We start from the raw sequence: 21892 nt of genomic DNA on the forward strand, positions 1-21892 counted from the left end.
GATGACCGACCAGGCCTTTGACACGCTGCAAATTCACGCGGGCGCCGAACCCGATCCCGCGACGGGCGCGCGGCAGGTGCCGATTTACCAGACCACCTCCTATGTCTTCAAGGACGCCGACCATGCCGCGCGCCTGTTCGGGCTGCAGGAGGTGGGCTATATCTATTCCCGCCTGACCAACCCGACCGTTTCGGCACTGGCCGCCCGCGTTGCGGCGCTTGAAGGCGGCGTGGGCGCGGTCTGCTGCTCGTCCGGCCATGCGGCGCAGATCATGGCGCTGTTTCCGCTGATGGGGCCGGGGCTGAACATCGTCGCCTCGACCCGGCTTTACGGCGGCACGATCACCCAGTTCAGCCAGACCATCAAACGCTTCGGCTGGTCCTGCACCTTTGTCGATTTCGACGATCTGGCGGCGCTCGAGGCCGCGGTGGATGACAACACCCGGGCGATCTTTTGCGAATCGATCTCGAACCCGGGCGGCTACATCACCGACCTGCCCGCCGTCGCGGCGGTGGCGAACAAGGTCGGCCTGCCGCTCATTGTCGACAACACGCTGGCCTCGCCTTATCTCTGCCGCCCGATCGAGCATGGCGCGACGCTGGTTGTCCATTCCGCCACGAAATACCTGACCGGCAACGGCACGGTGACGGGCGGGGTGATCGTCGATTCGGGCAAGTTCGACTGGTCGGCCTCGGGCAAGTTCCCCAGCCTTTCGGCGCCCGAACCCGCCTATCACGGGCTGAAGTTCCACGAGGCACTCGGCCCGATGGCCTTCACCTTCCATTCGATCGCCGTCGGGCTGCGCGATCTGGGCATGACGATGAACCCGCAGGGCGCGCATTACACGCTGATGGGGATCGAGACGCTCAGCCTGCGCATGGACAAGCACGTCGCCAATGCGAAGGCGGTGGCGGAATGGCTGGCCAAAGACCCGCGCATCGACTTCGTCACCTGGGCCGGGCTGCCCTCCTCGCCCTGGCACGAACGCGCCGAGCGGCTTTGCCCGAAGGGGGCGGGGGCGCTTTTCACCGTCGCGGTCAAGGGCGGCTATGAGGCCTGCGTGAAATTGGTCAACAATCTCAAGCTGTTCAGCCATGTGGCAAACCTGGGCGACGCGCGCTCGCTGATCATCCATTCGGCCTCGACCACGCACCGTCAGCTGACCGAGGAACAGCAGATCAAGGCGGGGGCGGCGCCGAATGTGGTGCGGCTCTCGATCGGGATCGAGAATGCCGCCGATCTGATCGCCGATCTGGATCAGGCTCTGGCCGCCGCCACCGCCTGAGGCCTGCAACGAAAAGCCGCCCTCACTTTCCGGTGGGCGGCTTTTCATGCGCGGTTTTCTGCTTTACCTAGCTTTCCCTGTGCGGTGCCCGTATCGGCGCCTCTGTCCCTGTGTTAATGCTGCGACGCCCCGCGGGGCGCCCCTGCCCCTGTGTTGAAGCCAAGGCATGAAACCGAACTTCGCCCTCAATCTCTCGCATGACGGAATCGGATTGCTTCACCGCGGCAAGAGCGGCTGGGAGCGGGTGGGCGAGGTGGCGCTGGACGCCCCCGATTTCGGCGAGCGGCTGACCGCGCTGCGCCGCGCCGCAAAGACGCGCGCGCCCGAGGGCGTGACCACGAAGATCGTCGTCCCCGCCTCGCAGATCCTTTACACCGAGATCACCGCCCCCGGGCCGCAATCCGCCGTGCGGCGTCGGCAGATCGCCGATGCGCTGGAGGGGATGACGCCCTATGCGGTGCCCGATCTGGTCTTTGACTGGTGCGGTCAGGGCGAGGTGGTGCAGGTCGCCGTCGTCGCGCGTGAAACGCTTGCCGAGGCCGAGGCCTTTGCCGATGATTGCGGCTTCTTTCCGGTGTCCTTCGTGGCCGCCCCCGATCCGGCGCAATTCGCGGGCGAGCCTTGGTTCGGCATCACCACCACCGCCCCCGCGCATCTGCCGCAGGGCGCAAGGATCGAACGCGACACCGAGGCGCTGCCGCTGGATCTGCTGCACGCCGCCGCCGCTCCGGTCGCCCCCGCGCCTGAACCCGAACCTGCGCCCGCGCCCGCGCTTCAACCTGCGCCCGAACCCGCGCCCGAGATTTCGCCTCCGGCGCAGGCGCTGACGCCCCCGGCCCCGGCGCAGACCGCGCCCGAACCGCCCGCCGCCAAACCCGCGGCAGAGGTCGCCCCCGTCAAGGCGCCCGCGGCAGAGGCCGCCCCGATCCCGACCGAACCGACCCCGGCCGCCGACCCGAAACCGGCCCCGAAACCGGCGCAAAAACCCGCCGCCAAACCCGCGCCTGAACCGGAAAAGGCCGCCGCCCCGGTTGCCCCGGCCACGCCCGCGACGGAGGCCGCAGAGGCCCCGGCCGCCGCGCCGAAGCCTGCCAAGCCGCAAGCCGCAGAGCCGCCGAAAGCCGCGGAGCCCACGCCGCCCGCCCCCGCCGCGCCGAAAGCGAAGCCCGAGCCGCAACCGAAGCCCGCGCCGCAACCGACGCCGGAAGCGCAGGGCAAGCCGGAAGCGCAGGCCAAGTCCGAGCCGCAGCCCAAGCCGCAACCGAAGCCGGAGGCCCAGTCCAAACCGGACCCCGCCCCGAAAGCGCCCGCCGCCAAGGCGGAGACCCCGGCCCTGGCCGAGAAGGGCCTCGATCTGCTGGCGGCGCTGGAAGAAACGCAGCTGAGCGGCATCGACACCGTGCCGCCGCTGAAGATCGACATGCCCGAGGCCCCCGCCGCCGCGCCGCGTCCGGGCGATGCCGCCCGCGCCGGGGCTGCGGCCCGCAAGCCGCTGCCGGGCGCGGCCCGTCCCGGAACGACGCCCGACGGCGCAGACAGCGCAAAACCCGCGCCGCGCAAACCGCTGCTGGCCGAGACCGACCGCCCCGCTTCCGCCGCCGCCGACCCGGCCGCGCCGCTCAGGCAACCGGACCTGCCCGCCGCCGCCGAGGCCCCCGGCGCGACCGAGCCCTTGCGCAAGATCGCCGAGGACGGGCGCCGTCTGGCGGCGCTTGGGGCGGCGGCGCTCGAGACGACCGCGAGCAAGGCGCTGGCCAAGGCGCGCGACCTGCGTCCGGGCGCGGCCACGGCCGAGCCCTCCGCCGCCGAGGCCGCGCCCGAGGCCGATCCCGCAGAGGCGCGGACGGTTTTCGGCGCCCGCAAGACGCCCCGGATCGGCGGCAAGCCGAAATACGTGGGCGTGACGCTGCTGGGCGGGCTGGTGGCCTTCCTGGCCATCGCCGCGCTGTGGTCGAGCTTCCTGATCGAGCCCGAGGCCCCGACCGAGGCCCCGGCCCCGACCGAGGCGATCGCCACCGCCCCCGCGGCGCCGGACGCCACACCCGAAGCCGCCACCGCCCCGCAGGCGCCCGCCCCGACACCGCCCGCAAGCCCGGCGACGGATGCGGTCCCGGCGACGGACACGCCGCCCGAACCGACGCCGCCCGCGACGGCGACGCCCGCCCCCGAAACGCCTGCGCCAGAGACGCCCGCGACTGCGACGCCCGCCCCTGAAACGCAAGCCCCCGCGGCGGAAGCGCCCCTGACGCTGCCCGCGCTGCCGACCCTGCCGCCGCTCACGACGCCGCCCGCGGCAACGGCCCCCGAGGGTCAGCCGCCCGTTCAACCGGCCGTCCCGGGGGCTCCGGCCGCCGCGCAGGCGACGCCGAGCCGCGACGGCACGCTGACCGCCGAGGGCTTCACCCTGTTCGAGGGCACGCCGCCGTCGAAATCGAAACCGCGGCCCGCCTCGGTCAGCCGTGCCGCGACGGAAGCCGCCGAAGCGGCCGCGGCCCCGCCCGCCGATCCGGCGCTGAAAAACGCCCGGCCGAAAGCCCGCCCGGCCTCGGTCGCGGCGGCTGCGGCGAAAGCGGCCGCGACCCCGCCCGCCGCCACGGAGCCCGCAACGCCCCCCGGCGAGGCCGCCCCGGCCGCCAGCCCCGAGGAGGGCGCGCTGCTGGCCCCGGGCCTCTCGCCCGATCTGGCGCGGGTGCTGCGCCGGGCGCAGCCGAAGGAACGGCCCGGCTCGGTCGAACGGCGTGCCGCTGCCGCGCTGGCCGAGGCCGAGGCCGCGAAAGCCGCCGCCGAGACGGCGCTTGCCGCGGAAACCGCCGCGGCAGAGGCCGGGCTCGCCTCCTCCCGCCGTCCGATGACGCGGCCGCGCAATTTCGAAGCCTCGGTGCAAAGCGCGCTGGCCGCCGCCATCGCCGCCGAACCGCCGCCCCCGGCGCGCGTCGCCGCGGTCGAGCCCGCCCCCGTCGCGCCGGAAAAACCCGTCCGCGCCAAGCCCTCGCCGCCGCCCGAACCGACGGTGATTTCCGGCCCCGATGTCGAGACCGGCGAGGTCGAATCCGCCGCGGTGATCCCGCGCGGGCCCACCGCCGCCTCGGTCGCGCGCGAAGCGACGCAAAAGAACGCGCTCGATCTGAACAAGATCTCGCTGATCGGGCTTTACGGCACCCCCGGCAGCCGCCGCGCGCTGGTGCGGATGCCGAATGGGCGCTTCTTCAAACTGCAGGTCGGCGACCGGATCGATGGCGGCCGCGTCACCGCGATCGGCGACAGCCAGATGACCTATCAGAAGGGCAACCGCCCGATCACGCTCAAGCTGCTCAAGGGCGGTTGAGCCGTTCACATCCGGTAACAGGGCTGAAACCTCGGGCTTTTGCGCTTGGCGCAAAGGCCCTTTCTGTTTAGGGTCGGCGCATCCCCCGCGTTTGACGCCGTGCCGCCGCTGCCCCGCAGCCGGGCGTCTTCTCTGAATGGAATTGCATGGAAAGCTTTCTGCTCCAGGCTACGCTTTATCTTGTCGCCATGGTCGTGGCGGTGCCGCTGGCGACGCGGGCGGGGCTGGGATCCGTGCTGGGCTATCTGATCGCCGGGGTCTGCATCGGGCCGGTGCTGGGGCTGGCGCAGGGCGAGGCGCATGATCTGCAGCATTTCGCCGAATTCGGCGTGGTGATGATGCTGTTCCTGATCGGGCTCGAACTCGACCCGAAGGCGCTGTGGTCGATGCGCGACAAGCTGGTGGGCCTGGGCGGGCTGCAGGTGCTGATCACCACGACCGCGGTGGCGCTGGCGGCGCTGGCGGTGGGGCAGCCGCCGCGGGCGGCGATTGCGCTGGGCGCGATCCTGTCGCTGTCCTCGACCGCAATCGTGGTGCAGATGCTGACCGAAAAGCGGCTGATGCAGACCGCCGGCGGGCGCTCGGCCTTTGCGGTGCTGCTGACGCAGGACATCGCGGTGATCCCGATGCTGGCGCTGTTGCCGCTGCTCGCCCTGCCCGGGGCGCGCGAACTGGCCCGGGCCGAGGCCTCGGGCCATGGTGCGGCGGCTTTCATGGATGCGCTGCCCGCCTGGGGGCTGACGCTGGTGACGCTGGCCGCGGTGGTGCTGGTGGTGGGGATCGGGCATTTTCTGGTGCAGCCGCTGTTTCGCTTCGTGCAGGGCTCGAAGCTGCGCGAGATCCATACGGCGGTGGCGTTGATGCTGGTGGTCGGCATCGCCTCGCTGATGAATCTGGTCGGGCTGTCGCCGGCGCTTGGCACTTTCCTCGCGGGGGTGGTGCTGGCCGATTCCGAATTCAAGCATGAACTGGAAAGCAGCCTCGAGCCGTTCAAGGGCCTGTTGATGGGGCTTTTCTTCATCGCCGTGGGCGCGGGGATCGATCTGGACGTGCTTTACGCCGGGCCGCTGAAGATCGCCGCGCTGGTGCTGGCGCTGGTGGCGCTGAAATCGGCGGTGCTTTACGGGCTGGCGCGGCTCTTCGGGCTTTGGGGTACGGACCGCTGGCTGTTCACCTTTGGCCTCGCGCAGGCGGGGGAATTCTCGCTGGTGCTGGTGTCCTTTGCGACGATGCAGCGGATCTTGCCGCAGGAGACGGCGGAAAAGGCGCTGCTGGTGATCGCGCTCTCGATGCTGCTCTCGCCGATGCTGTTTTTGCTGCATGAACGGCTGGCGCGGCGGCTGAAACCGGCCGCGACGCGCCCCGACCCCGACCAGATCGACGAGGAACAGCCGATCATCATCGCGGGGGCCGGGCGCTTTGGCCAGGTGGTGAACCGGATGGTGACGATGTCGGGCTTTCGCACCACGGTTCTTGATGCCGATCTGAAGACGGTGCAGACCCTGCGCACCTTTGGCTTCAAGGCCTGGTATGGCGATCCGGCGCAGCCGCAGCTGCTGGCGGCGGCGGGGCTGAGCCGTGCGCGGGTGCTGGTGGCGGCGCTGGACGACAAGGAGGCGACGAACCGGCTGGTGGCCTATGCCCGCAAGGAGCGGCCCGACCTGCATATCATCGCCCGCGCCCGCGACCGCTATCACGTCTACGATCTTTACGCCGCGGGCGCCGATGACATCGTGCGCGAGATGTTCGACAGCTCCTGCCGGGCGGCGCGTTATGTGCTGGAAAACGTTGGCCTCAGCGCATTCGAGGCACACGAGCTGGAACGGCTGTTCTGGAAGCTGGACCGGTCGGCCGTGCGCGATCTGGCCGAGGTCTGGAAACCCGGGGTCGAGGCCGAGAAGAACACCGAATATGTGGAGCGGGTGAAGGCGCTGAACACCGAGTTCGAGGCGCAGATGCTGGCGCATTTCACCGAGCGGCGGCGGCAGTCCGACGCCCAGGGCAAGGCGCCGCAGGACCGCGACGTGATCGAGGAGGGCTGAGCCCCCCTGCCCCTTCCTGCCCTTCCGGAAACGAAAACGGGCCCCGCAAGGGGCCCGTTCGATAATGCGGGGGGAACGCCTCAGGCGGCGCGGCCGACCAGAACCTCGTCGACCTTCTTCGCGGCCCCGGCCTCGTCGGTGCCAGAGACGGCCGCCACTTCGCGGGTCAGCCGCTCCAGCGCGGCTTCGTAAAGCTGACGTTCCGAATAGGATTGTTCGCGCTGGTCGTCGGCGCGGTGCAGGTCACGCACCACCTCGGCGATCGACAGCAGATCGCCCGAATTGATCTTTTGCTCGTATTCCTGAGCCCGGCGCGACCACATCGCCCGCTTGACCTTGGCCTTGCCCTTGAGCGTTTCCAGCGCCTTGGTCACGACATCCGGGCTCGACAATCCGCGCATGCCGATATCCACCGCCTTGTGGGTGGGAACGCGGAGCGTCATCTTGTCCTTTTCGAACGAGATCACGAACAGTTCCAGCCGCAGACCGGCGATTTCCTGTTCCTCGATCGAGATGATCTTGCCGACGCCATGAGCCGGATACACAACGAAATCGTCCGGACGGAATTCGGTCTTCTTCATTTTGGTCATTCAGTCGCTTCCTTGCACCCGGTTACGGCCCCATCACAAAAACAGACTCACGCGGCACGGAATGCGCTGCGAGGCCTGATTTTTCGCGAAAGAAGCCCCGTCAGACGAGCAGTTCTGGCCGGGGCATGGGGCGTTCTCCTTTGTAACGACTTTATAGCATAAAAATCAGCCGATTCATAGCTTCGCGCGGGGGAACATGCGCGTGAACGGCCGGAATTTGAGGAAAAATTCAGGTTTTGGCTTAATCTTGCGGCCCGCCGCGCAGCGACGAATCCGCGCATGCAACGGCGCCGCCCGCAAGGGCCGGTCAAACGGCCCCCGCGGCGACTCGGACCGGGGCGGGACAGCCCCGCGCCCCGGGCCCTGACGCGGTGCTCAGTCGCCCGCGCTCAGTCGCCCGTGCCGGGATTGGGCGAGAAGTATTTCTCGCGCTTGCCGGTCTCGCCGTCGTATTTCTTGTGATCGGGCATCGGGTCTTTCTTGATCGTGATCACCGGCCATTGGCTTGCATAGGTGCGGTTGAACTCGACCCAGTCTTCCATGCCCGGCTCGGTGTCCGGACGAATCGCGTCGGCCGGGCATTCCGGTTCGCAGACCCCGCAGTCGATGCATTCATCGGGATGGATCACCAGCGTGTTCTCGCCCTCGTAGAAGCAGTCCACCGGGCAGACTTCCACACAGTCGGTATATTTGCAGGCGATGCAGTTGTCGGTGACGACATAGGTCATTCTTTGTAACCCCAATCTTTGGCGCAGGGATGTCCTAGCCCTCCGGGGGCGATCAATCAAGAGCAGGAGATATACAAAAACCGGGTGCGGCGAAGTGCCGGGGGGCTGAAGCGCGGCTCGGATCGGGCAGACGGGCCGAGGCCATCGCCGAGGCCGCGCGCGACAGAAGCCCCGTGACCCCCGAGGGCCCAAAGGCCCTCGGGCAGCGCCCGCCCCGCCCCTGGCGGGCGCTTCTCGCCCGCCGGGCCGGGCGCTGCCCTCTGTCGCGCCTGGGGAAACGGTCTTGTCACCGCCGCTGCGGCACGGGCGGGGAAAGGCGATGCCTTTCCCGATCCGCCCGAAACCGGTGATGGCAACGGATCACTCCCCCGCCGCGTCGATCAGCGCGTAGAGCGTCACGGCTTCCGGCGCGGGGCCGCGGCGCGTGCCGCAGGCCAGGATGCGCAGCACGCGCACCTCGGCGCCCAGAACCAGCGTCAGCACGTCGCCCGGGCCGACCGCACGGCCGGGCTTTTCAAGCTTCTGCCCGTTCACCCGCACCCGGCCCGCGGTGACCAGATCAACGGCCAAGGCGCGGCTCTTTGCGAACCGCGCCTGCCAAAGCCATTTGTCGATGCGGATGCGATCGCCTTCAGACAAGGGTCAAAGCTTGCCTTTCAGCCCCATCAGCGCCGCCGCAAACGGGTTGTCGGGATCGATCGGCTTGTCCTTTTTCGGCGGATGCGATTCGAAGCCGCGGCCACGGTCGTCCTGCGGCTTGCCCTTGCCCCAGGGCTTGCCGCCCTTCGGCCCGCCCTTGCCGCCCTCGCCACCGAACTTGCGCTCGCCGCGCGGGCCATCCTCGTCGCGATGGCGCGGCTTGCCGCCCTCGTGACGCTTCTCGCCGCCCTTGTGATCACCGCCGCGGTCACCGCCGCGATCACCGCCCTTGTGCGGACGGTCGCCGCCCTTGTGATCGCCACCGCGGGCCTCGCGCGGGCCGCGATGGCCCTCGCCGCCGCCTTCGCGCGGTTCGCGACGCGGGCCGCGTTCGGTGCGCGGACGCGGCGCCCAGGCGAAGGTGTAAAAGCTCTCCATCTCGACCGGAACGGCTTCCACCTCGGCCTGCGCCTCGGCGATCGGCGAGGCTTCCTCGGGGATCGGATTGTCCGAGCCCGCCTCGGGCGCCTTTGCCTCGACCACGGGTTTCGCCTTTTCGCGTTCGCCCTTTTCGGCGCGATAGCCCAGCCCGCCCATCAGATCGGCGAATTGTTCCAGCGTCATGCCGGTGATCGACAGCATGTCCGGCGTGGCTTCAAAGCCTGCCTTGCTGTCTTGCGTGCGCAGCATGTCGGCCAGCCGCTCCAGCATGTCGATGCGGATCGCCCGCACCCCCGCCGGACGATAGCCCGAGCGCGTATAGGCCGAGACCGGCACTTCCGCGATATAGGGGATCGTCACCAGACCGGGCGGCGGGCTTTCGGGGAATTCGGACAGCCCGTCCCAAAGCGAGGCCAGCACCAGCCGCAGCCGCGTCGGCGCGGGTTTCAGCAACAGCTGCTGGAAGATCGTGTATTGGCCAAAGCGCACGCCATGCTTGCGCAGCGCGCCGCGGGCCTCCTGATCCAGCTCCTTGACCTCGGCCGCGACGCCCTCGCGCGGCAGGATGCCCATATGCTCGACCAGCCGGAAGGCAAAGCCGCGGGCCAGACCCGTCAGCGCCTCGTCGCGGCTCATCGCCAGAAGCGGCTCGAAGAGCGCGGCGATCTTGCGGTCGATGAAATGCTGCAGACGGCGGCGGACCTTTTCGGCAACCTCGGGACCGGCTTCCTCGTCGACGAAGGGCTCGACCGCGGGTTTCAGCGGATCGGCGCCCTTCACCAGCTTGCCCACCGCCTGCGTGCCCCACATCAGCCCGCCTTGCTCGGTGAAATCCATCTCGGTGTCGGGGGCATTGTAGAAGCGGTCGGACCGCAGGCTGAATTCGGGCTTCAGCGCCTCATAGGCGGCCCGCGCCAGCATCTTCGCCTCGTCGGGCGAGGACGTGGTGTCCTGCCGGAAGCGGAAGCCCTCAAGACGGCCGGCGAATTCGCCTTCGACCATCACTTCGCCCTTGTCGTTCACCTCGGCCACGAGGGTCTCCTTCTGCTTGAGCCGCCGCAGCAGAACACTGGTGCGCCGGTCCACAAATCGTTGGGTCAGCGCGCCATGCAGCGCATCCGACAGGCGGTCTTCTACAGCGCGCGTCTCTTCGCGCCAATGGGTTTCGTCATCCACCCAGCCTTTGCGTTGCGCAACATAGGTCCAAGTGCGGATGAAGGCGAGACGTTTCGACAAAGTGTCGATATCGCCCGAGGTCCGGTCGATGCGTTCGATCTGGGATTTCAGCCAGTCCGAAGGCACGCCCTTGCCCGTCTGCAAAAAGCCGAAGATGCGCGCCAGAAGGGTCGCATGTTCGGTTTCGGAAATCGAGCGGAAATCGGGGATGCGGCAGGTCTCCCACAACAGCCGCACATCGGCGGGGGCGCGGACGCGGTCGCGGATCTCGGGCATCTCCGACAGGCTTTTGAGCGCGCGCAGATCATCGGCCTCGCGGCCGCGGCTGAGCCATTCGTTCTGCGGGCTTTCCTCGAGCGACTGGATCAGCCGCGGCACGGTGCCGAATTCAAGCCGCGGATTGCGCCATTGCAGCCGCTGGATCGGCGCGAAGCGATGCTCCTCGATCGCCTCGATCACCTCTTCGGGCAGGGGATGCGCCTCGCCGGTGATGCCAAAGGTACCGTCCGTCGTGTGCCGCCCGGCCCGGCCCGCGATCTGGCCCAGCTCATGCGGGAAGAGATGCCGCATCCGCCGGCCGTCGAACTTCGCCGTGGCGGAAAAGGCGACATGTTCGATGTCGAGGTTCAGCCCCATGCCGATCGCATCGGTGGCGACGAGGTAATCGACATCGCCATTTTGATACATCGCCACCTGCGCATTGCGGGTGCGGGGCGAAAGCGCCCCCATCACCACCGCCGCGCCGCCCTTTTGGCGCCGGATCAGCTCGGCGATCGCATAGACATTTTCAACCGAAAAGCCCACGATTGCCGCCCGTGGCTTCATCCGGCTTATCTTTTTCGAACCTGCCCAGGAAAGTTTGGACAAACGCTCGCGCCGGGCGAATTGCACTTTCGGAACCAGCGCCGCGATGGCGCCCTTCATCGCATCCGAGCCCAGAAACAGCGTCTCGTGCAACCCGCGCATGTACAAAAGACGCTCGGTGAAGACATGGCCGCGCTCGGGATCGGCGCAAAGCTGGATCTCGTCGATGGCAACGAAATCGGCGCCCACTTCGGGCATCGCCTCGGTGGTGCAGACCCAGTATTGCGCCCGTTCGGGAACGATCCGCTCCTCGCCCGTGACCAGCGCCACGACCGAAGGGCCGCGCGCTTTCACGATGCGGTCATAGACCTCGCGCGCCAGAAGCCGCAGCGGCAGGCCGATCACCCCGGTGCGGTGCGAGAGCATCCGCTCGATCGCCTAATGTGTCTTGCCGGTGTTCGTCGGCCCAAGGACCGCGGTGATCCGCCCCGTCATCGCATTCCTCCTGCAGGCTCACAAGGTGATGCCCGCAAGCTCCTTTTCCAGCCGTGTGATCGAATCCTTCACATCCTGCTGATGCGGGTTCAAGGCGAAAGAGGCGCGAAAGGCCGAAAGCGCCCGCGCCCTGTCGCCCATGTCGGCGAAAATCATGCCCAGACCCGCCAAGGCGCCCCAGTGCCGCGGTTCCAGCCGCAGCACCTGGGCGATATCGGCCATCGCGGGGCCAAGCTGCCCGGCCATGTAATAGGCGGTCGCACGGGCATTCCAGCCCTCGGGGAAATCGGGGGCGTGATCGGTCAGCGCGGTCAGATGCTCGATCGCGGCGGGCAGATCGCCCGCATCCATCGCTTCCTCGCCGCGTTTCAGAAGCAGATCCATCGTCGAGGACCCCGAGCGCGACCAGGCGCGGCGGATATCCGATTCGGCACTTTGCCAGCCCGCATAGCCCGGATCGGCCAGTTCGGAAAACTGCCGCTCCAGCCCCGTGGTTTCGGCCCCGGCCGGAAAACCGAGGTTGACGAAGACGGCAACTGCCGCAACGATACATTTGTCTCTGATCGATCGCGCCCGCATAGTTGGAACTCTATCCCATATGCCGCGAAAATCGAGGGGGCGGCGTTCACAATCGGAGGCAACATGAGCAAAGTCATCGAAAAAGCCGTGGAACAACTGTCGGCGAAGCTGCCGAACGGCTTTTCGTCCACCGCGAAATTCATCATCGAGGGGGAAGGCAGCATCATCTGCGACCCCGATGGCGTGCGCGCGGGCGATGACGCGGCCGAGGTCACGCTGACCGCCGACACCGACACCTTCCGCGGCATGATCGAGGGCACGGTGAATCCGACGATGGCCTTCATGTCGGGCAAGCTGAAGATCGACGGCGCCATGGGCGTGGCGATGCAGCTCGGCTCGGCGCTTTCGTGATCGCGGACGCCCCCCTTTTCCACGATCTGGCCGAAGGGCCCGCGGGCGGTCAGGCTTGGTGGCTGACCGCCGCCGATGGTGTCCGGCTGCGGCTGGTGCTGTGGGGCGGGGGGGCGAAGGGCACGGTGTTCCTGTTTGCGGGCCGGGCCGAATATGCCGAGAAATACGGTCCCGCGGCGGCGGATCTGGCGGCGCGCGGCTATGGCACGCTGGTGATCGACTGGCGCGGACAGGGGCTGTCGGACCGGCTGATCGCCGATCCGGTCAAGGGCTTCGTCGGCAAGTTCAGCGATTATCAGCGCGATGTCGATGCGATGCTGGCGGCGGCGGCGCAGCTTGATCTGCCGCGGCCCTGGGTCGTGCTGGCGCATTCGATGGGCGGCACGATTGCGCTGCGCCGTCTGATGGGAACGCATCCCTTTGCTGCCGTTGCCTTTTCCGCGCCGATGTGGGGCGTGGGCCTGCCCCGGGCGATCCGGCCTTTCGGGCCGGTGCTGGCGCGGATGACCGGATCAAGCCCCTTTGCGCTGCGCTATGCGCCGGGTTGGGGGCCGGTCACCTTCGTGCATCGCGCGGGGTTTCACGACAATTTCCTGACCACCGATCCCGACATGTGGGCGCTGCTGCTGCGGCAGGTGGCCAAGGCGCCGGGGCTGGCGATCGCCGGGGCCTCTCTGCACTGGGTGGCCGAGGCGGTGCTGGAATGCGAAGCCTTGGCCGACGTGCCCGCGCCCGACCTGCCCTGCCATTGCGCCCTTGGCACGCGGGAGAGGATCGTGCCGAAGGCGCCGATCCGCGACCGCATGGCGAGCTGGCCGCGCGCGGAGCTTGCCCTTTACGACGGCGCCGAGCACGAGGTGATGATGGAAGGCCCCGCGATGCGGGCGCGGTTCTACGACGCCTGCGCCGCGCTGTTCGACGCCAACCGGGGCTGACCGGCCGCCCGGGCGGAGAAGGAAAGGCATCGCCTTTCCCCGCCCGCAGCGCCCCCTGGTCGAAAGACCGTTTCCGCGAGGCACAACAGAGGCCGGCGCCCGGCCCGGCGGGCGAGAAGCGCCCGCCAGGGGCGGGGCGGGCGCTGGCCGGGACGCTTTGGCGCCCCGGCGGTCCCGGGGCCGGTGTCGCGCGTGACCTCGGCGATGGCCTCGGTCATGGCCCGCGAGGCCCTTAAAGCGTGATCCGACCGAAGCCGTCGCGCAGGGCCTCGGACCAGGCCTGCGACATCGCCGCGAATTGCGCGTCGTCCTTTTCGATCCGCTTGCGCAGCCCGACCCGGCAGGCGTCTTTCTCGATCACCGCCAGATCCAGCGGCATGCCCACCGACAGGTTCGAGCGCAGCGTCGAATCCATCGACAACAGAACCGCCTTTTGCGCATCCTCGAGCGACGTCCCCGGCCGCACGACGCGGTCCAAAATCGGCTTGCCGTATTTGTGCTCGCCGATCTGCAAGAAGGGCGTGTCCTCGGTCGCCTCGATGAAATTGCCCTCGGGATAGACCAGGAACATCCGCATCGCCCCGCCCTTGCGCTGCCCCGCCACGATCATCGAGGCAGAGACGGTGACCTTGGACGCGTTCATCTTGTGATCGATGTCCTGGCGCACCGACGCCAGCGTGTTGCCGATGATCTCGGCCACGGCCAGCATCGTCGGCGCCTGCATGATCGAGGTGTCGGCGCTGGTTTCGGGATGCTCGATCGCCTCGCGCAGCCGGGCAATCGTCGTCTGCGTCACCGAAAGCGAGCCCGCGGTCAGGATCGTCACCACCCGCTCGCCCGGCTCCTCGAAGACGAACATCTTGCGATAGGTCGCAATATTGTCCAGCCCCGCATTGGTGCGGGTGTCGGACAGAAGAACCATGCCCTGATCGAGCAGCAGGCCCACGCAATAGGTCATCATTCCCCCGGAAAAGCAGGCGGCCACATTATTGTTGCACGGCCTCCAAGGCAACCGTGACATCGAGACGCTCGGACCCGTCGCCCTGCGCGATGCCCTTGATCGGCGCCGCCTCATGCGCGTCGAGCCCCGAGCCGATGCGGATATAGCGCGCATCGGGGCAGCATTCATTGGCCGGATCAAAGCCGATCCAGCCGATGTTTTCCACCCAGATCTCGGCCCAGGCATGAGCGGCCTCGTGCGGCGCACCATCCTCGCGCGCGAAAAGATAGCCCGAGACATAGCGCGCGGGCATTCCCACGGCGCGGGCACAGGCGATCAAGGCCTGGGCGTGATCCTGACAGACCCCCTCGCCCTGGGCCAAAGCCTCGGCCGCGGTCGTATGGGCATGCGTCGTGCCGGGGCGATAGGCGATGGCGTCGCTGACCGCGCGCGACAGCCGATGCGCCCGGTCAAGCGGCTCCTTGACGCCCGTTACCGCGGTTTCGGCCAGATCGCGCAAGGCATGATCGATCCAGGTCGCCGAGGTCTCGCGCAGATAGGCAAAGGGCGAGACGATCTCGCGGTGGCCGCGCAGCACCCCCGCGGTGTCGGTGGTTTCGACCTGCCCGATGGCGGAAATCGTCACCTCGCTCACCGGACCGCGCAGCGACCAGCCCTCGACCTTGTCGCCCGCGCCGTCGCGGAAATTGCCGCCGCGCAGGCCGCCTTCGACCGCGACATCCCAGCGGATCGTGCGCTGGCCATCGAACCGCGAGGGAAACAGCCGCAAGGATTGCACGGCCCCGCGCATCGGCGCGTCATATTCGTAGGTGGTGACGTGATGGACCGTCAGGATCATCGCGCTTCTCCGCTCAGATAAGCCGCCTGCACCATGTCGGACAATTCGCCGACATCGCGGATGAAGCGGGTCAGGAATTCATGCAGGCCCTCGTCGAAGATCTCCTCGACGCGGGTTTCGGCGATCTCGCCCACAAGCGCGCGCGCCCGCATCTGCGCCGCGCCGGATTTCTGGTACCCCCTTGCCAAGGCATCCAGATTTTCCATCGCCATGGTAACGGTGGTGACCAGAGACCGCGGCGATTGCGGATTGAGGATCAGGAAATGCGCGATCTTCGCCGCGGTGATCTCGCCGCCGTAAGCCCAGTGGAAGGCCCGATGGGCGGAAAGCGCCCGAAGCAGCGTCTGCCATTGGTAATTGTCCAGCCCCGAGCCGATGAAATCGACCGAGGGCAAGAGGACGTAATATTTCACGTCGATCAGCCGCGCGGTGTTGTCGGCCCGTTCCAGCGCGAAGCCAAGGTTCAAAAACGCATAGCCGTCGTTGCGCAAAAGCGTCGCGTCAATCGCGCCGCGCACCAGCGCCGCCTGCCGCGTCACCCATTCGGTCAGCTCGGTCAGCTCCATTTCCGAGCGCGGCTTGCGCTCAAGCTGCCGCATCTCCTGAAACGCGCCATTGAGCGCATCCCAGACCTGAGAGGTCAGCGCCGTGCGCACGATGCGCGCATTTTCCCGCGCCCGTTCGATGCAGCTGACGACCGAGGACGGGTTGTCCCGGTCAAAGAACAGATAGCTTTCGATGTTGCGCTGCACCGGGTCGCCATATTTCGCGGCAAAGCCCTCGGCGGTGCCCGAGGCCTGCAGCAGGCTCTCCCATTCGCTGCGGTAGCCATGCCCGGCCGAGGGCATCAGCGCGATGCGGGCGCCCACTTCCAAAAGCCGCGCCATGGTTTCGGCGCGTTCGATGTAACGCGCGATCCAGAACAGATTTTCAGCGGTCCGGCTCAGCATGCTCTTACTCCGCCAAAACCCAGGTGTCCTTGACCCCGCCGCCCTGAGACGAGTTCACGACCAGCGATCCCTCTTTCAGCGCGACACGGGTCAGACCGCCCGGCACCAGTTCGATTTTCTCGCCCACAAGGCAATAGGGCCGCAAATCGACATGCCGCGGCGCGATCCCCTCCTCGACAAAGGTCGGCGTGGACGACAGCGCCAAGGTCGGCTGGGCGATGTAGTTTTCCGGATGCGCCGCGATCTTGGCGCGGAAGGTCTCGATCTGATCGGCTGTCGATTTCGGCCCCACCAGCATGCCGTAACCGCCCGAGCCATGCACCTCCTTCACCACCAGCTCGCCCAGATGGTCGAGCACATATTTGCAATCCTCGGGCTTGGCGCATTGCCAGGTGGGGACATTGTTCAAAAGCGGCTCTTCGCCCAGATAGAACCGGATCATCTCGGGCACGAAGGTATAGACCGCCTTGTCATCGGCCACGCCCGCGCCGGGCGCCGAACAGATCGACACCCCGCCCGAACGGTAGACATCCATCAGCCCGGGAATGCCCAGCATCGAATCCGGCCGGAAACAAAGCGGGTCAAGGAAAGCGTCATCGATGCGCCGGTAGATCACGTCGAGCTTCTTCGGCCCCTCGGTGGTTCGCATCCAGACGAAGCCGCCTTCCACGAACAGATCGGCGCCCTCGACCAGTTCGACGCCCATCAGATCGGCGAGGAAACTGTGTTCGTAATAGGCGCTGTCGTAATGGCCCGGCGTCAGAATGGCGATCGTCGGCTCGCGTTCGCATTTCGCCGGGGCAACACTGGCCAGCGTGCGGCGCAGCGCATCGGAATAGCCGTCGACCGGCTCGATGCGGTTTTCGCGAAACAGCTGCGGGAACATCCGCATCATGATTTCGCGGTTTTCCAGCATGTAGCTGACCCCCGAAGGCGTGCGGCAATTGTCTTCCAGCACGAAGAACTCATCCGCGCCGGTGCGCACGATGTCGATCCCGACGATGTGCGAATAGATCCCGCGCGGCGGGGTGAAGCCTGCCACGGCGCGCTCGAAGGCCTCGTTCTGAAACACCATCCGCGCCGGGATCTTGCCCGCCCGGACGATTTCGGCGCGGCCATAGACATCGAGCAGAAAGGCATTCAGCGCCCGCGCCCGCTGCTTGATGCCGCGTTCGAGCTTGCGCCATTCCCCTTGCGTGAAGACGCGCGGAAACATGTCGAAGGGGATCAGCCGGTCCGGGTCGCCCCCCTCGCCATAGACCGCAAAGGTGATGCCGATCCGGCGAAAAAGCGCCTCTGCCTCGGCCTGTTTCATTGCGCGCAATGCGGCGGGCATGGCCTTCGTCCAGTCTTCGAGCCGCGCATAGGGCTCGCGGACGGTGCCGCCTTCGTACATTTCGTTGAAATAAGTCGTCATGCGTGATTCCCTCGCCCTGATTGAATCCTAGGCAGGCCGCGGGGGAAGCGGAAGCGCCGCAGCAGGAAACAGGCCAGAAAGCCGGAAGAAGCCGCCCGATCGCTGTGCGTTTGCGTAAAAATTGGGCATCACCGCAATCCAGACCCGGCTTGCACGGTGCCTGCCCTGCCCCTATCTCTGATCCGACCCGCAAGGAGAAAGCCATGATCCGTTCCTTCCCCGCCCCGAAATTCGACGCCGCCCCCGCGCAGGGAGGGGCCGGAGAGTTCGGCGCCCTGCCCGACTGGGACCTGAGCGATCTTTACACCGCCCCCGACGCGCCGGAATTCCTGCATGACATGGCCTGGCTCGAGGCCGCTTGCGCCTCCTTTGCCAAGGATTACGAGGGGCAGCTGGCCGACCTGGACGCCGCGGGCATGGCGGACTGCATCGCGCGCCACGAGGCGATCGAGACCGTGGCCGGACGGATCATGTCCTATGCGGGGCTGCGCTATTATCAGAACACCACCGACGCCGAACGCGCCAAATTCATGTCGGATGCGGGCGACAAGATCACCAGTTTCACCACGCCGCTGGTCTTCTTCAGCCTGGAATTCAACCGCATTGACGACGCGCGCTATGAAGCGGTCTTTGCCGATCCGCTTGTGGCGCGGTTCAAGCCGGTCTTTGACCGGATGCGGGCGATGAAACCCTATCAGCTTTCGGACGAGCTGGAAAAGTTCCTGCACGATCAATCCGTTGTGGGGGCCTCGGCGTGGAACCGGCTGTTTGACGAAACCACCGCGGCGCTGCAGTTCACCGTTCAGGGCGAGACGCTGAACCTTGAAGCCACGACGACGCTGATGAGCGATCACGACCGGGGCAAGCGCGAGGCGGCGGCGCGCGAGCTGGCGCGGGTCTTCGGGCAGAACGTCAAGCTTTTCGCCCGGGTGCACAACACGCTTGCCAAGGAAAAGGAAGTTGAGGACCGCTGGCGCAAGATGCCCACGCCGCAGCTGGGCCGCCACCTGTCGAACCATGTCGAGCCCGAGGTGGTCGAGGCTTTGCGCAATGCGGTCGTGGCCGCCTATCCGCGGCTCTCGCATCGCTATTATGCGCTGAAGGCGAAATGGCTGGGGCTTGAAAAGCTGCAGGTCTGGGACCGCAACGCGCCGCTGCCCAGCGAAACCCCGCGCAAGATCCTCTGGGACGAGGCGAAGGCCACGGTTCTGGGCGCTTACGGCGCGTTTTCGCCCCGCATGGCCGAGATTGCCCAGCCTTTCTTTGACAAAGGCTGGATCGATGCCGGGGTGAAACCGGGCAAGGCGCCGGGGGCTTTTGCCCATCCGACCGTCACCACCGTGCACCCCTATGTGATGCTGAACTATCTGGGCAAACCGCGCGACGTGATGACCTTGGCGCATGAGCTGGGCCATGGCGTGCATCAGGTTCTGGCCGCGAAACAGGGGCCGATGCTCTCGGACACGCCGCTGACGCTGGCGGAAACGGCCAGCGTTTTCGGCGAGATGCTGACCTTCCGCGCGCTTCTGGATGCGGCCAAGACCCCTGCGGAACGCAAGCAGCTGCTGGCGGGCAAGGTCGAGGACATGATCAACACCGTCGTGCGGCAGATCGCGTTTTACGATTTCGAATGCAAGCTGCATGCGGCGCGCGCGCAGGGGGAACTGACGCCCGAGGATATCAACGCGCTCTGGATGTCGGTGCAGGCGGAAAGCCTTGGCCCGGTGTTCGAATTCATGCCGGGCTATGAGACCTTCTGGACCTATATCCCGCATTTCGTGCATTCGCCCTTCTACGTCTATGCCTATGCTTTCGGCGACGGGCTGGTGAATGCGCTTTACGCCACCTATGCGGCGGGCCTGCCCGACTTCCAGACGAAGTATTTCGAGATGCTGGAGGCGGGCGGCTCGAAACACCACAAGGATCTTCTGGCGCCCTTCGGTCTGGATGCCTCGGATCCGGCCTTCTGGGACAAGGGGCTGTCGATGATCGCGGGGCTGATCGACGAGCTCGAGGCGATGGAGGCCTGACGCCACGTTGGCGCTTTGCGCCTGCCCCCGGCCCTGCTAGCCTTTCCGAAACAAGGGGGGGGCGCGCATGGGCTGGGGCAAAGGCATCGGATGGGGCCTGGGCGGGGCCGTGATCCTGGCGGCGGGGGCCTTCTTCGCCCTTGCCCCCGGCATCGTCGAGCGGGGGCAGAACCGGGTCGTGCCGCATGAGCCCTGGCCGGTCTCGGCGCAGGCGGCGGCGCTGCACAAGACGCTCGTCATCGGCGATTGGCATTCCGATGCGCTTTTGTGGGACCGGGATCTGCTGACGCGGTCCGACCGCGGCCATGTCGATCTGCCGCGGCTGCGGGCGGGCAATGTGGCGGTGCAGGTCTTCACCACGGTGACGAAAACCCCCGCCGGGATGAATTACGACCACAATGCCAAGGACGCGCGGGACAACATCACGCTTCTGGTGATGGGGCAGTTGCGGCCGGTGCGGAGCTGGTTCAGCCTTGCCGAACGCGCGCTGGATCAGGCGGCGCGGCTGCGGGCGATAGCCGAGGCGGCGCCCGATCAGCTGGTGGTGGTGCGGCGGGCGGGGGATCTCGACCGGGTGCTGGCGGCGCGGGCGCAAGGCGCGCAGACCGTGGCCGGGATTCTGGGCGCCGAGGGCGGTCATGCCCTGGAAGGCCGGATCGAAAATCTGGATCGGCTTTACGACGCCGGGTTTCGGCTTCTGGGGCTCACGCATTTCTTCGACAACGAACTGGGCGGCTCGCTGCATGGCGAGGATGACGCCGGGCTGACGCCCTTCGGGCGGCAGGTGGTTGAAAGGATGGTGCAAAAGCGCATGGTGATCGACCTTGCCCATGCTTCGGAACCGATGGCGCGCGAAGTGCTGGCGATGCCGGGCACGCGGCCGATCGTCAGCCACGGCGGCATTCACGGCGTCTGCCCGGTGAAGCGCAATTTCCCCGATGCGCTGATGCGGGAGATCGCGGCGAAAGGCGGTCTGATCGGGATCGGCGCCTGGGCCGAGGTGACCTGCGACGCGACGCCCGCGGGCGTGGCCCGGTCGATCGTGGCGGCGGTGCGACTGGTGGGCGAGGATCACGTCGCGCTCGGCTCGGATTTCGACGGCGCGGTCGAGACGGAATTCGACAGCTCGGAACTGGCGGCGCTGACGCAGGCGTTGCTGGATGCGGGGCTGAGCGAGAGCGTGATCGCCAAGGTCATGGGCGGCAACATGATCCGCTATCTGCGCGAGACGCTGCCGCAGTAGGGGAGCAGGATTTCGCCTCGCTTGCGCGAGGCGACCCGCCGGGGGCTTCGCCCCCGGACCCCCAAGAGGCGTATTTTGCCAAGGAAAACCCCTTCGGTTGCCGCCCCGCAACCCGTCGGCGGCCCAGCGCCCTGCTTTTCCTTGGCAAAATACGCCGGGGGGTGCGGGGGGCGGAGCCCCCCGCGGGTCGCCCCGGCTTGCCGGGGCGAAATCCCCCGCTCAGTCCCAGAGACTTTCGACCTCGAACCGGGTCAGACGCGGATGCGCAGGCGGGCCGAAAGCCGCAAGGCTGGCGAATTGCGGGAATTGCGCCTCGAAAAGCGACAGCATCCGCGGATCGATCATCCGCTCCACCCCCTCGCCGGGGTGGAAGGCCTCGACCTCGAGCCCCGCGACGCGCAGCGAGCCGTGCTGTTCCAGCACCACATGATAGACCGTAACCGGCGCCGAGGGGGTGACCTCGATCACGCTGATGCCGTCGAGGAAGGCGCGGGCGGGCACATAGGCCGCCTCGAGGCCCGAAACCCGGCGCAGGCGCGGATCGCGCAGGCACAGCCGCGCCCGCGGGCCCAGCACCAGATCCAGGGCGGGCCGTCCCGCCCCGAAAGCCTCGGCGGTGATCCGCGTCAGGCTGACCTGTTCCTCCAGATCGCGGCCGGTCTCGGCGCCGGGATAGATCACCATCGAGCCGATCCAGCACACCCGTTCCGCCCGGCCCTCGGCGGTCAGGACGCTTTGGCCGGGCTGCAGATCCTCGATCGCGACCGGACCGTCTTCGGTCATCAGCACCGAGCCCCGCGCCAGCGCCGAGAAGGCCTCCTCGAAAAGCGGCGTCGCCGGGGCCAGCCGGGTGCTGGTCTGCACCGCGCCCTCAGGCGTCAGCCAGCAGGACTGATACCGCCGCGTCAGCGGCATCGCGCGCAGCGATTTCGCCGCCAGCAGGGGCGGCTTGCGGGCGCTCAGCCCGGCAGAGGGATCATCGCGGTCCACGGGCAGGGCAGCCTGCCCGGCCCCGAGCCGGTGGGTAATCGACATGGCACAGCCTTCCGGTCTGGTCACATCT

At 67.5% G+C, this 21892-nt stretch carries 17 protein-coding genes; 7 read left to right on the top strand and 10 right to left on the bottom strand.

Annotation, left to right across the window (positions count from 1 at the left end):
* The first annotated feature begins 1 nt into the window (after position 1).
* The 3 genes from RCAP_RS13800 (at position 2) to RCAP_RS13810 (ending at position 6652) form a co-directional block, all read left to right on the top strand.
* The gene (locus tag RCAP_RS13800; protein WP_013068494.1) at positions 2–1285 is read left to right on the top strand and encodes an O-acetylhomoserine aminocarboxypropyltransferase/cysteine synthase family protein; all 1284 of its coding nucleotides are present in this window, start codon (positions 2–4) and stop codon (positions 1283–1285) included.
* A 166-nt stretch (positions 1286–1451) separates the two neighbouring features.
* A complete protein-coding gene (locus RCAP_RS18620; protein WP_013068495.1) occupies positions 1452–4610 on the top strand; it encodes a hypothetical protein in 3159 nt (1052 codons plus the stop codon).
* Positions 4611–4756: 146 nt separating this feature from the next.
* Entirely contained in the window at positions 4757–6652 is a 1896-nt protein-coding gene (locus RCAP_RS13810; RefSeq protein WP_013068496.1) for a cation:proton antiporter domain-containing protein, read from the top strand.
* Positions 6653–6732: 80 nt separating this feature from the next.
* Here the strand turns inward: RCAP_RS13810 and RCAP_RS13815 are convergent, their stop codons facing one another.
* The 5 genes from RCAP_RS13815 to RCAP_RS13835 form a co-directional block, all read right to left on the bottom strand.
* Positions 6733–7242, bottom strand: coding sequence for a CarD family transcriptional regulator (locus RCAP_RS13815; RefSeq protein ID WP_013068497.1), 510 nt, complete (start codon positions 7240–7242; stop codon positions 6733–6735).
* Positions 7243–7631: 389 nt separating this feature from the next.
* Positions 7632–7970 (bottom strand): ferredoxin FdxA, encoded by a 339-nt coding sequence (fdxA, locus tag RCAP_RS13820; RefSeq protein ID WP_013068498.1) that lies wholly within the window; start codon positions 7968–7970, stop codon positions 7632–7634.
* Positions 7971–8330: 360 nt separating this feature from the next.
* Complete coding sequence (locus RCAP_RS13825) at positions 8331–8609, bottom strand: RNA-binding S4 domain-containing protein (RefSeq protein ID WP_013068499.1); 279 nt, start codon at positions 8607–8609, stop codon at positions 8331–8333.
* A 3-nt stretch (positions 8610–8612) separates the two neighbouring features.
* Positions 8613–11456 carry a helicase-related protein gene (locus RCAP_RS13830; RefSeq protein ID WP_013068500.1) on the bottom strand — a complete coding sequence of 948 codons (2844 nt, stop codon included), beginning with the start codon at positions 11454–11456 and terminating at the stop codon, positions 8613–8615.
* 87 nt (positions 11457–11543) lie between these two features.
* Entirely contained in the window at positions 11544–12104 is a 561-nt protein-coding gene (locus RCAP_RS13835) for a tetratricopeptide repeat protein (protein WP_013068501.1), read from the bottom strand.
* Between the two features lie 63 nt (positions 12105–12167).
* Here RCAP_RS13835 and RCAP_RS13840 point away from each other — a divergent pair, with 63 nt between their 5' ends.
* Positions 12168–12455 carry an SCP2 sterol-binding domain-containing protein gene (locus tag RCAP_RS13840; protein ID WP_013068502.1) on the top strand — a complete coding sequence of 96 codons (288 nt, stop codon included), beginning with the start codon at positions 12168–12170 and terminating at the stop codon, positions 12453–12455.
* Complete coding sequence (locus tag RCAP_RS13845) at positions 12452–13390, top strand: alpha/beta fold hydrolase (RefSeq protein ID WP_013068503.1); 939 nt, start codon at positions 12452–12454, stop codon at positions 13388–13390. Before RCAP_RS13840 ends, RCAP_RS13845 begins: the two co-directional genes overlap by 4 nt.
* Positions 13391–13622: 232 nt before the next feature.
* Here the strand turns inward: RCAP_RS13845 and RCAP_RS13850 are convergent, their stop codons facing one another.
* The 4 genes from RCAP_RS13850 to RCAP_RS13865 are packed head-to-tail and all read right to left on the bottom strand — an operon-like array spanning position 13623 to position 17556.
* Positions 13623–14348 carry a proteasome-type protease gene (locus RCAP_RS13850; protein ID WP_013068504.1) on the bottom strand — a complete coding sequence of 242 codons (726 nt, stop codon included), beginning with the start codon at positions 14346–14348 and terminating at the stop codon, positions 13623–13625.
* 28 nt (positions 14349–14376) lie between these two features.
* A complete protein-coding gene (locus RCAP_RS13855; protein WP_013068505.1) occupies positions 14377–15189 on the bottom strand; it encodes a transglutaminase family protein in 813 nt (270 codons plus the stop codon).
* Positions 15186–16139: an alpha-E domain-containing protein gene (locus tag RCAP_RS13860; protein WP_013068506.1), complete on the bottom strand. Its 954-nt coding sequence runs from the start codon at positions 16137–16139 to the stop codon at positions 15186–15188. Before RCAP_RS13860 ends, RCAP_RS13855 begins: the two co-directional genes overlap by 4 nt.
* A gap of 4 nt (positions 16140–16143) precedes the next feature.
* A complete protein-coding gene (locus RCAP_RS13865) occupies positions 16144–17556 on the bottom strand; it encodes a circularly permuted type 2 ATP-grasp protein (protein WP_013068507.1) in 1413 nt (470 codons plus the stop codon).
* Between the two features lie 203 nt (positions 17557–17759).
* Here RCAP_RS13865 and RCAP_RS13870 point away from each other — a divergent pair, with 203 nt between their 5' ends.
* Together RCAP_RS13870 and RCAP_RS13875 are read left to right on the top strand one after the other, a co-directional pair.
* Entirely contained in the window at positions 17760–19586 is a 1827-nt protein-coding gene (locus RCAP_RS13870) for a M3 family oligoendopeptidase (RefSeq protein WP_013068508.1), read from the top strand.
* 67 nt (positions 19587–19653) lie between these two features.
* Positions 19654–20829: a dipeptidase gene (locus tag RCAP_RS13875; RefSeq protein ID WP_013068509.1), complete on the top strand. Its 1176-nt coding sequence runs from the start codon at positions 19654–19656 to the stop codon at positions 20827–20829.
* 219 nt (positions 20830–21048) lie between these two features.
* Here RCAP_RS13875 and RCAP_RS13880 read toward each other — a convergent pair whose 3' ends face one another.
* Positions 21049–21864 carry a Hint domain-containing protein gene (locus RCAP_RS13880; RefSeq protein ID WP_013068510.1) on the bottom strand — a complete coding sequence of 272 codons (816 nt, stop codon included), beginning with the start codon at positions 21862–21864 and terminating at the stop codon, positions 21049–21051.
* Positions 21865–21892: the final 28 nt, after the last annotated feature.

The sequence above is a fragment of the Rhodobacter capsulatus SB 1003 genome (genome assembly GCF_000021865.1).
GTDB classification, from domain to species: domain Bacteria; phylum Pseudomonadota; class Alphaproteobacteria; order Rhodobacterales; family Rhodobacteraceae; genus Rhodobacter; species Rhodobacter capsulatus_B.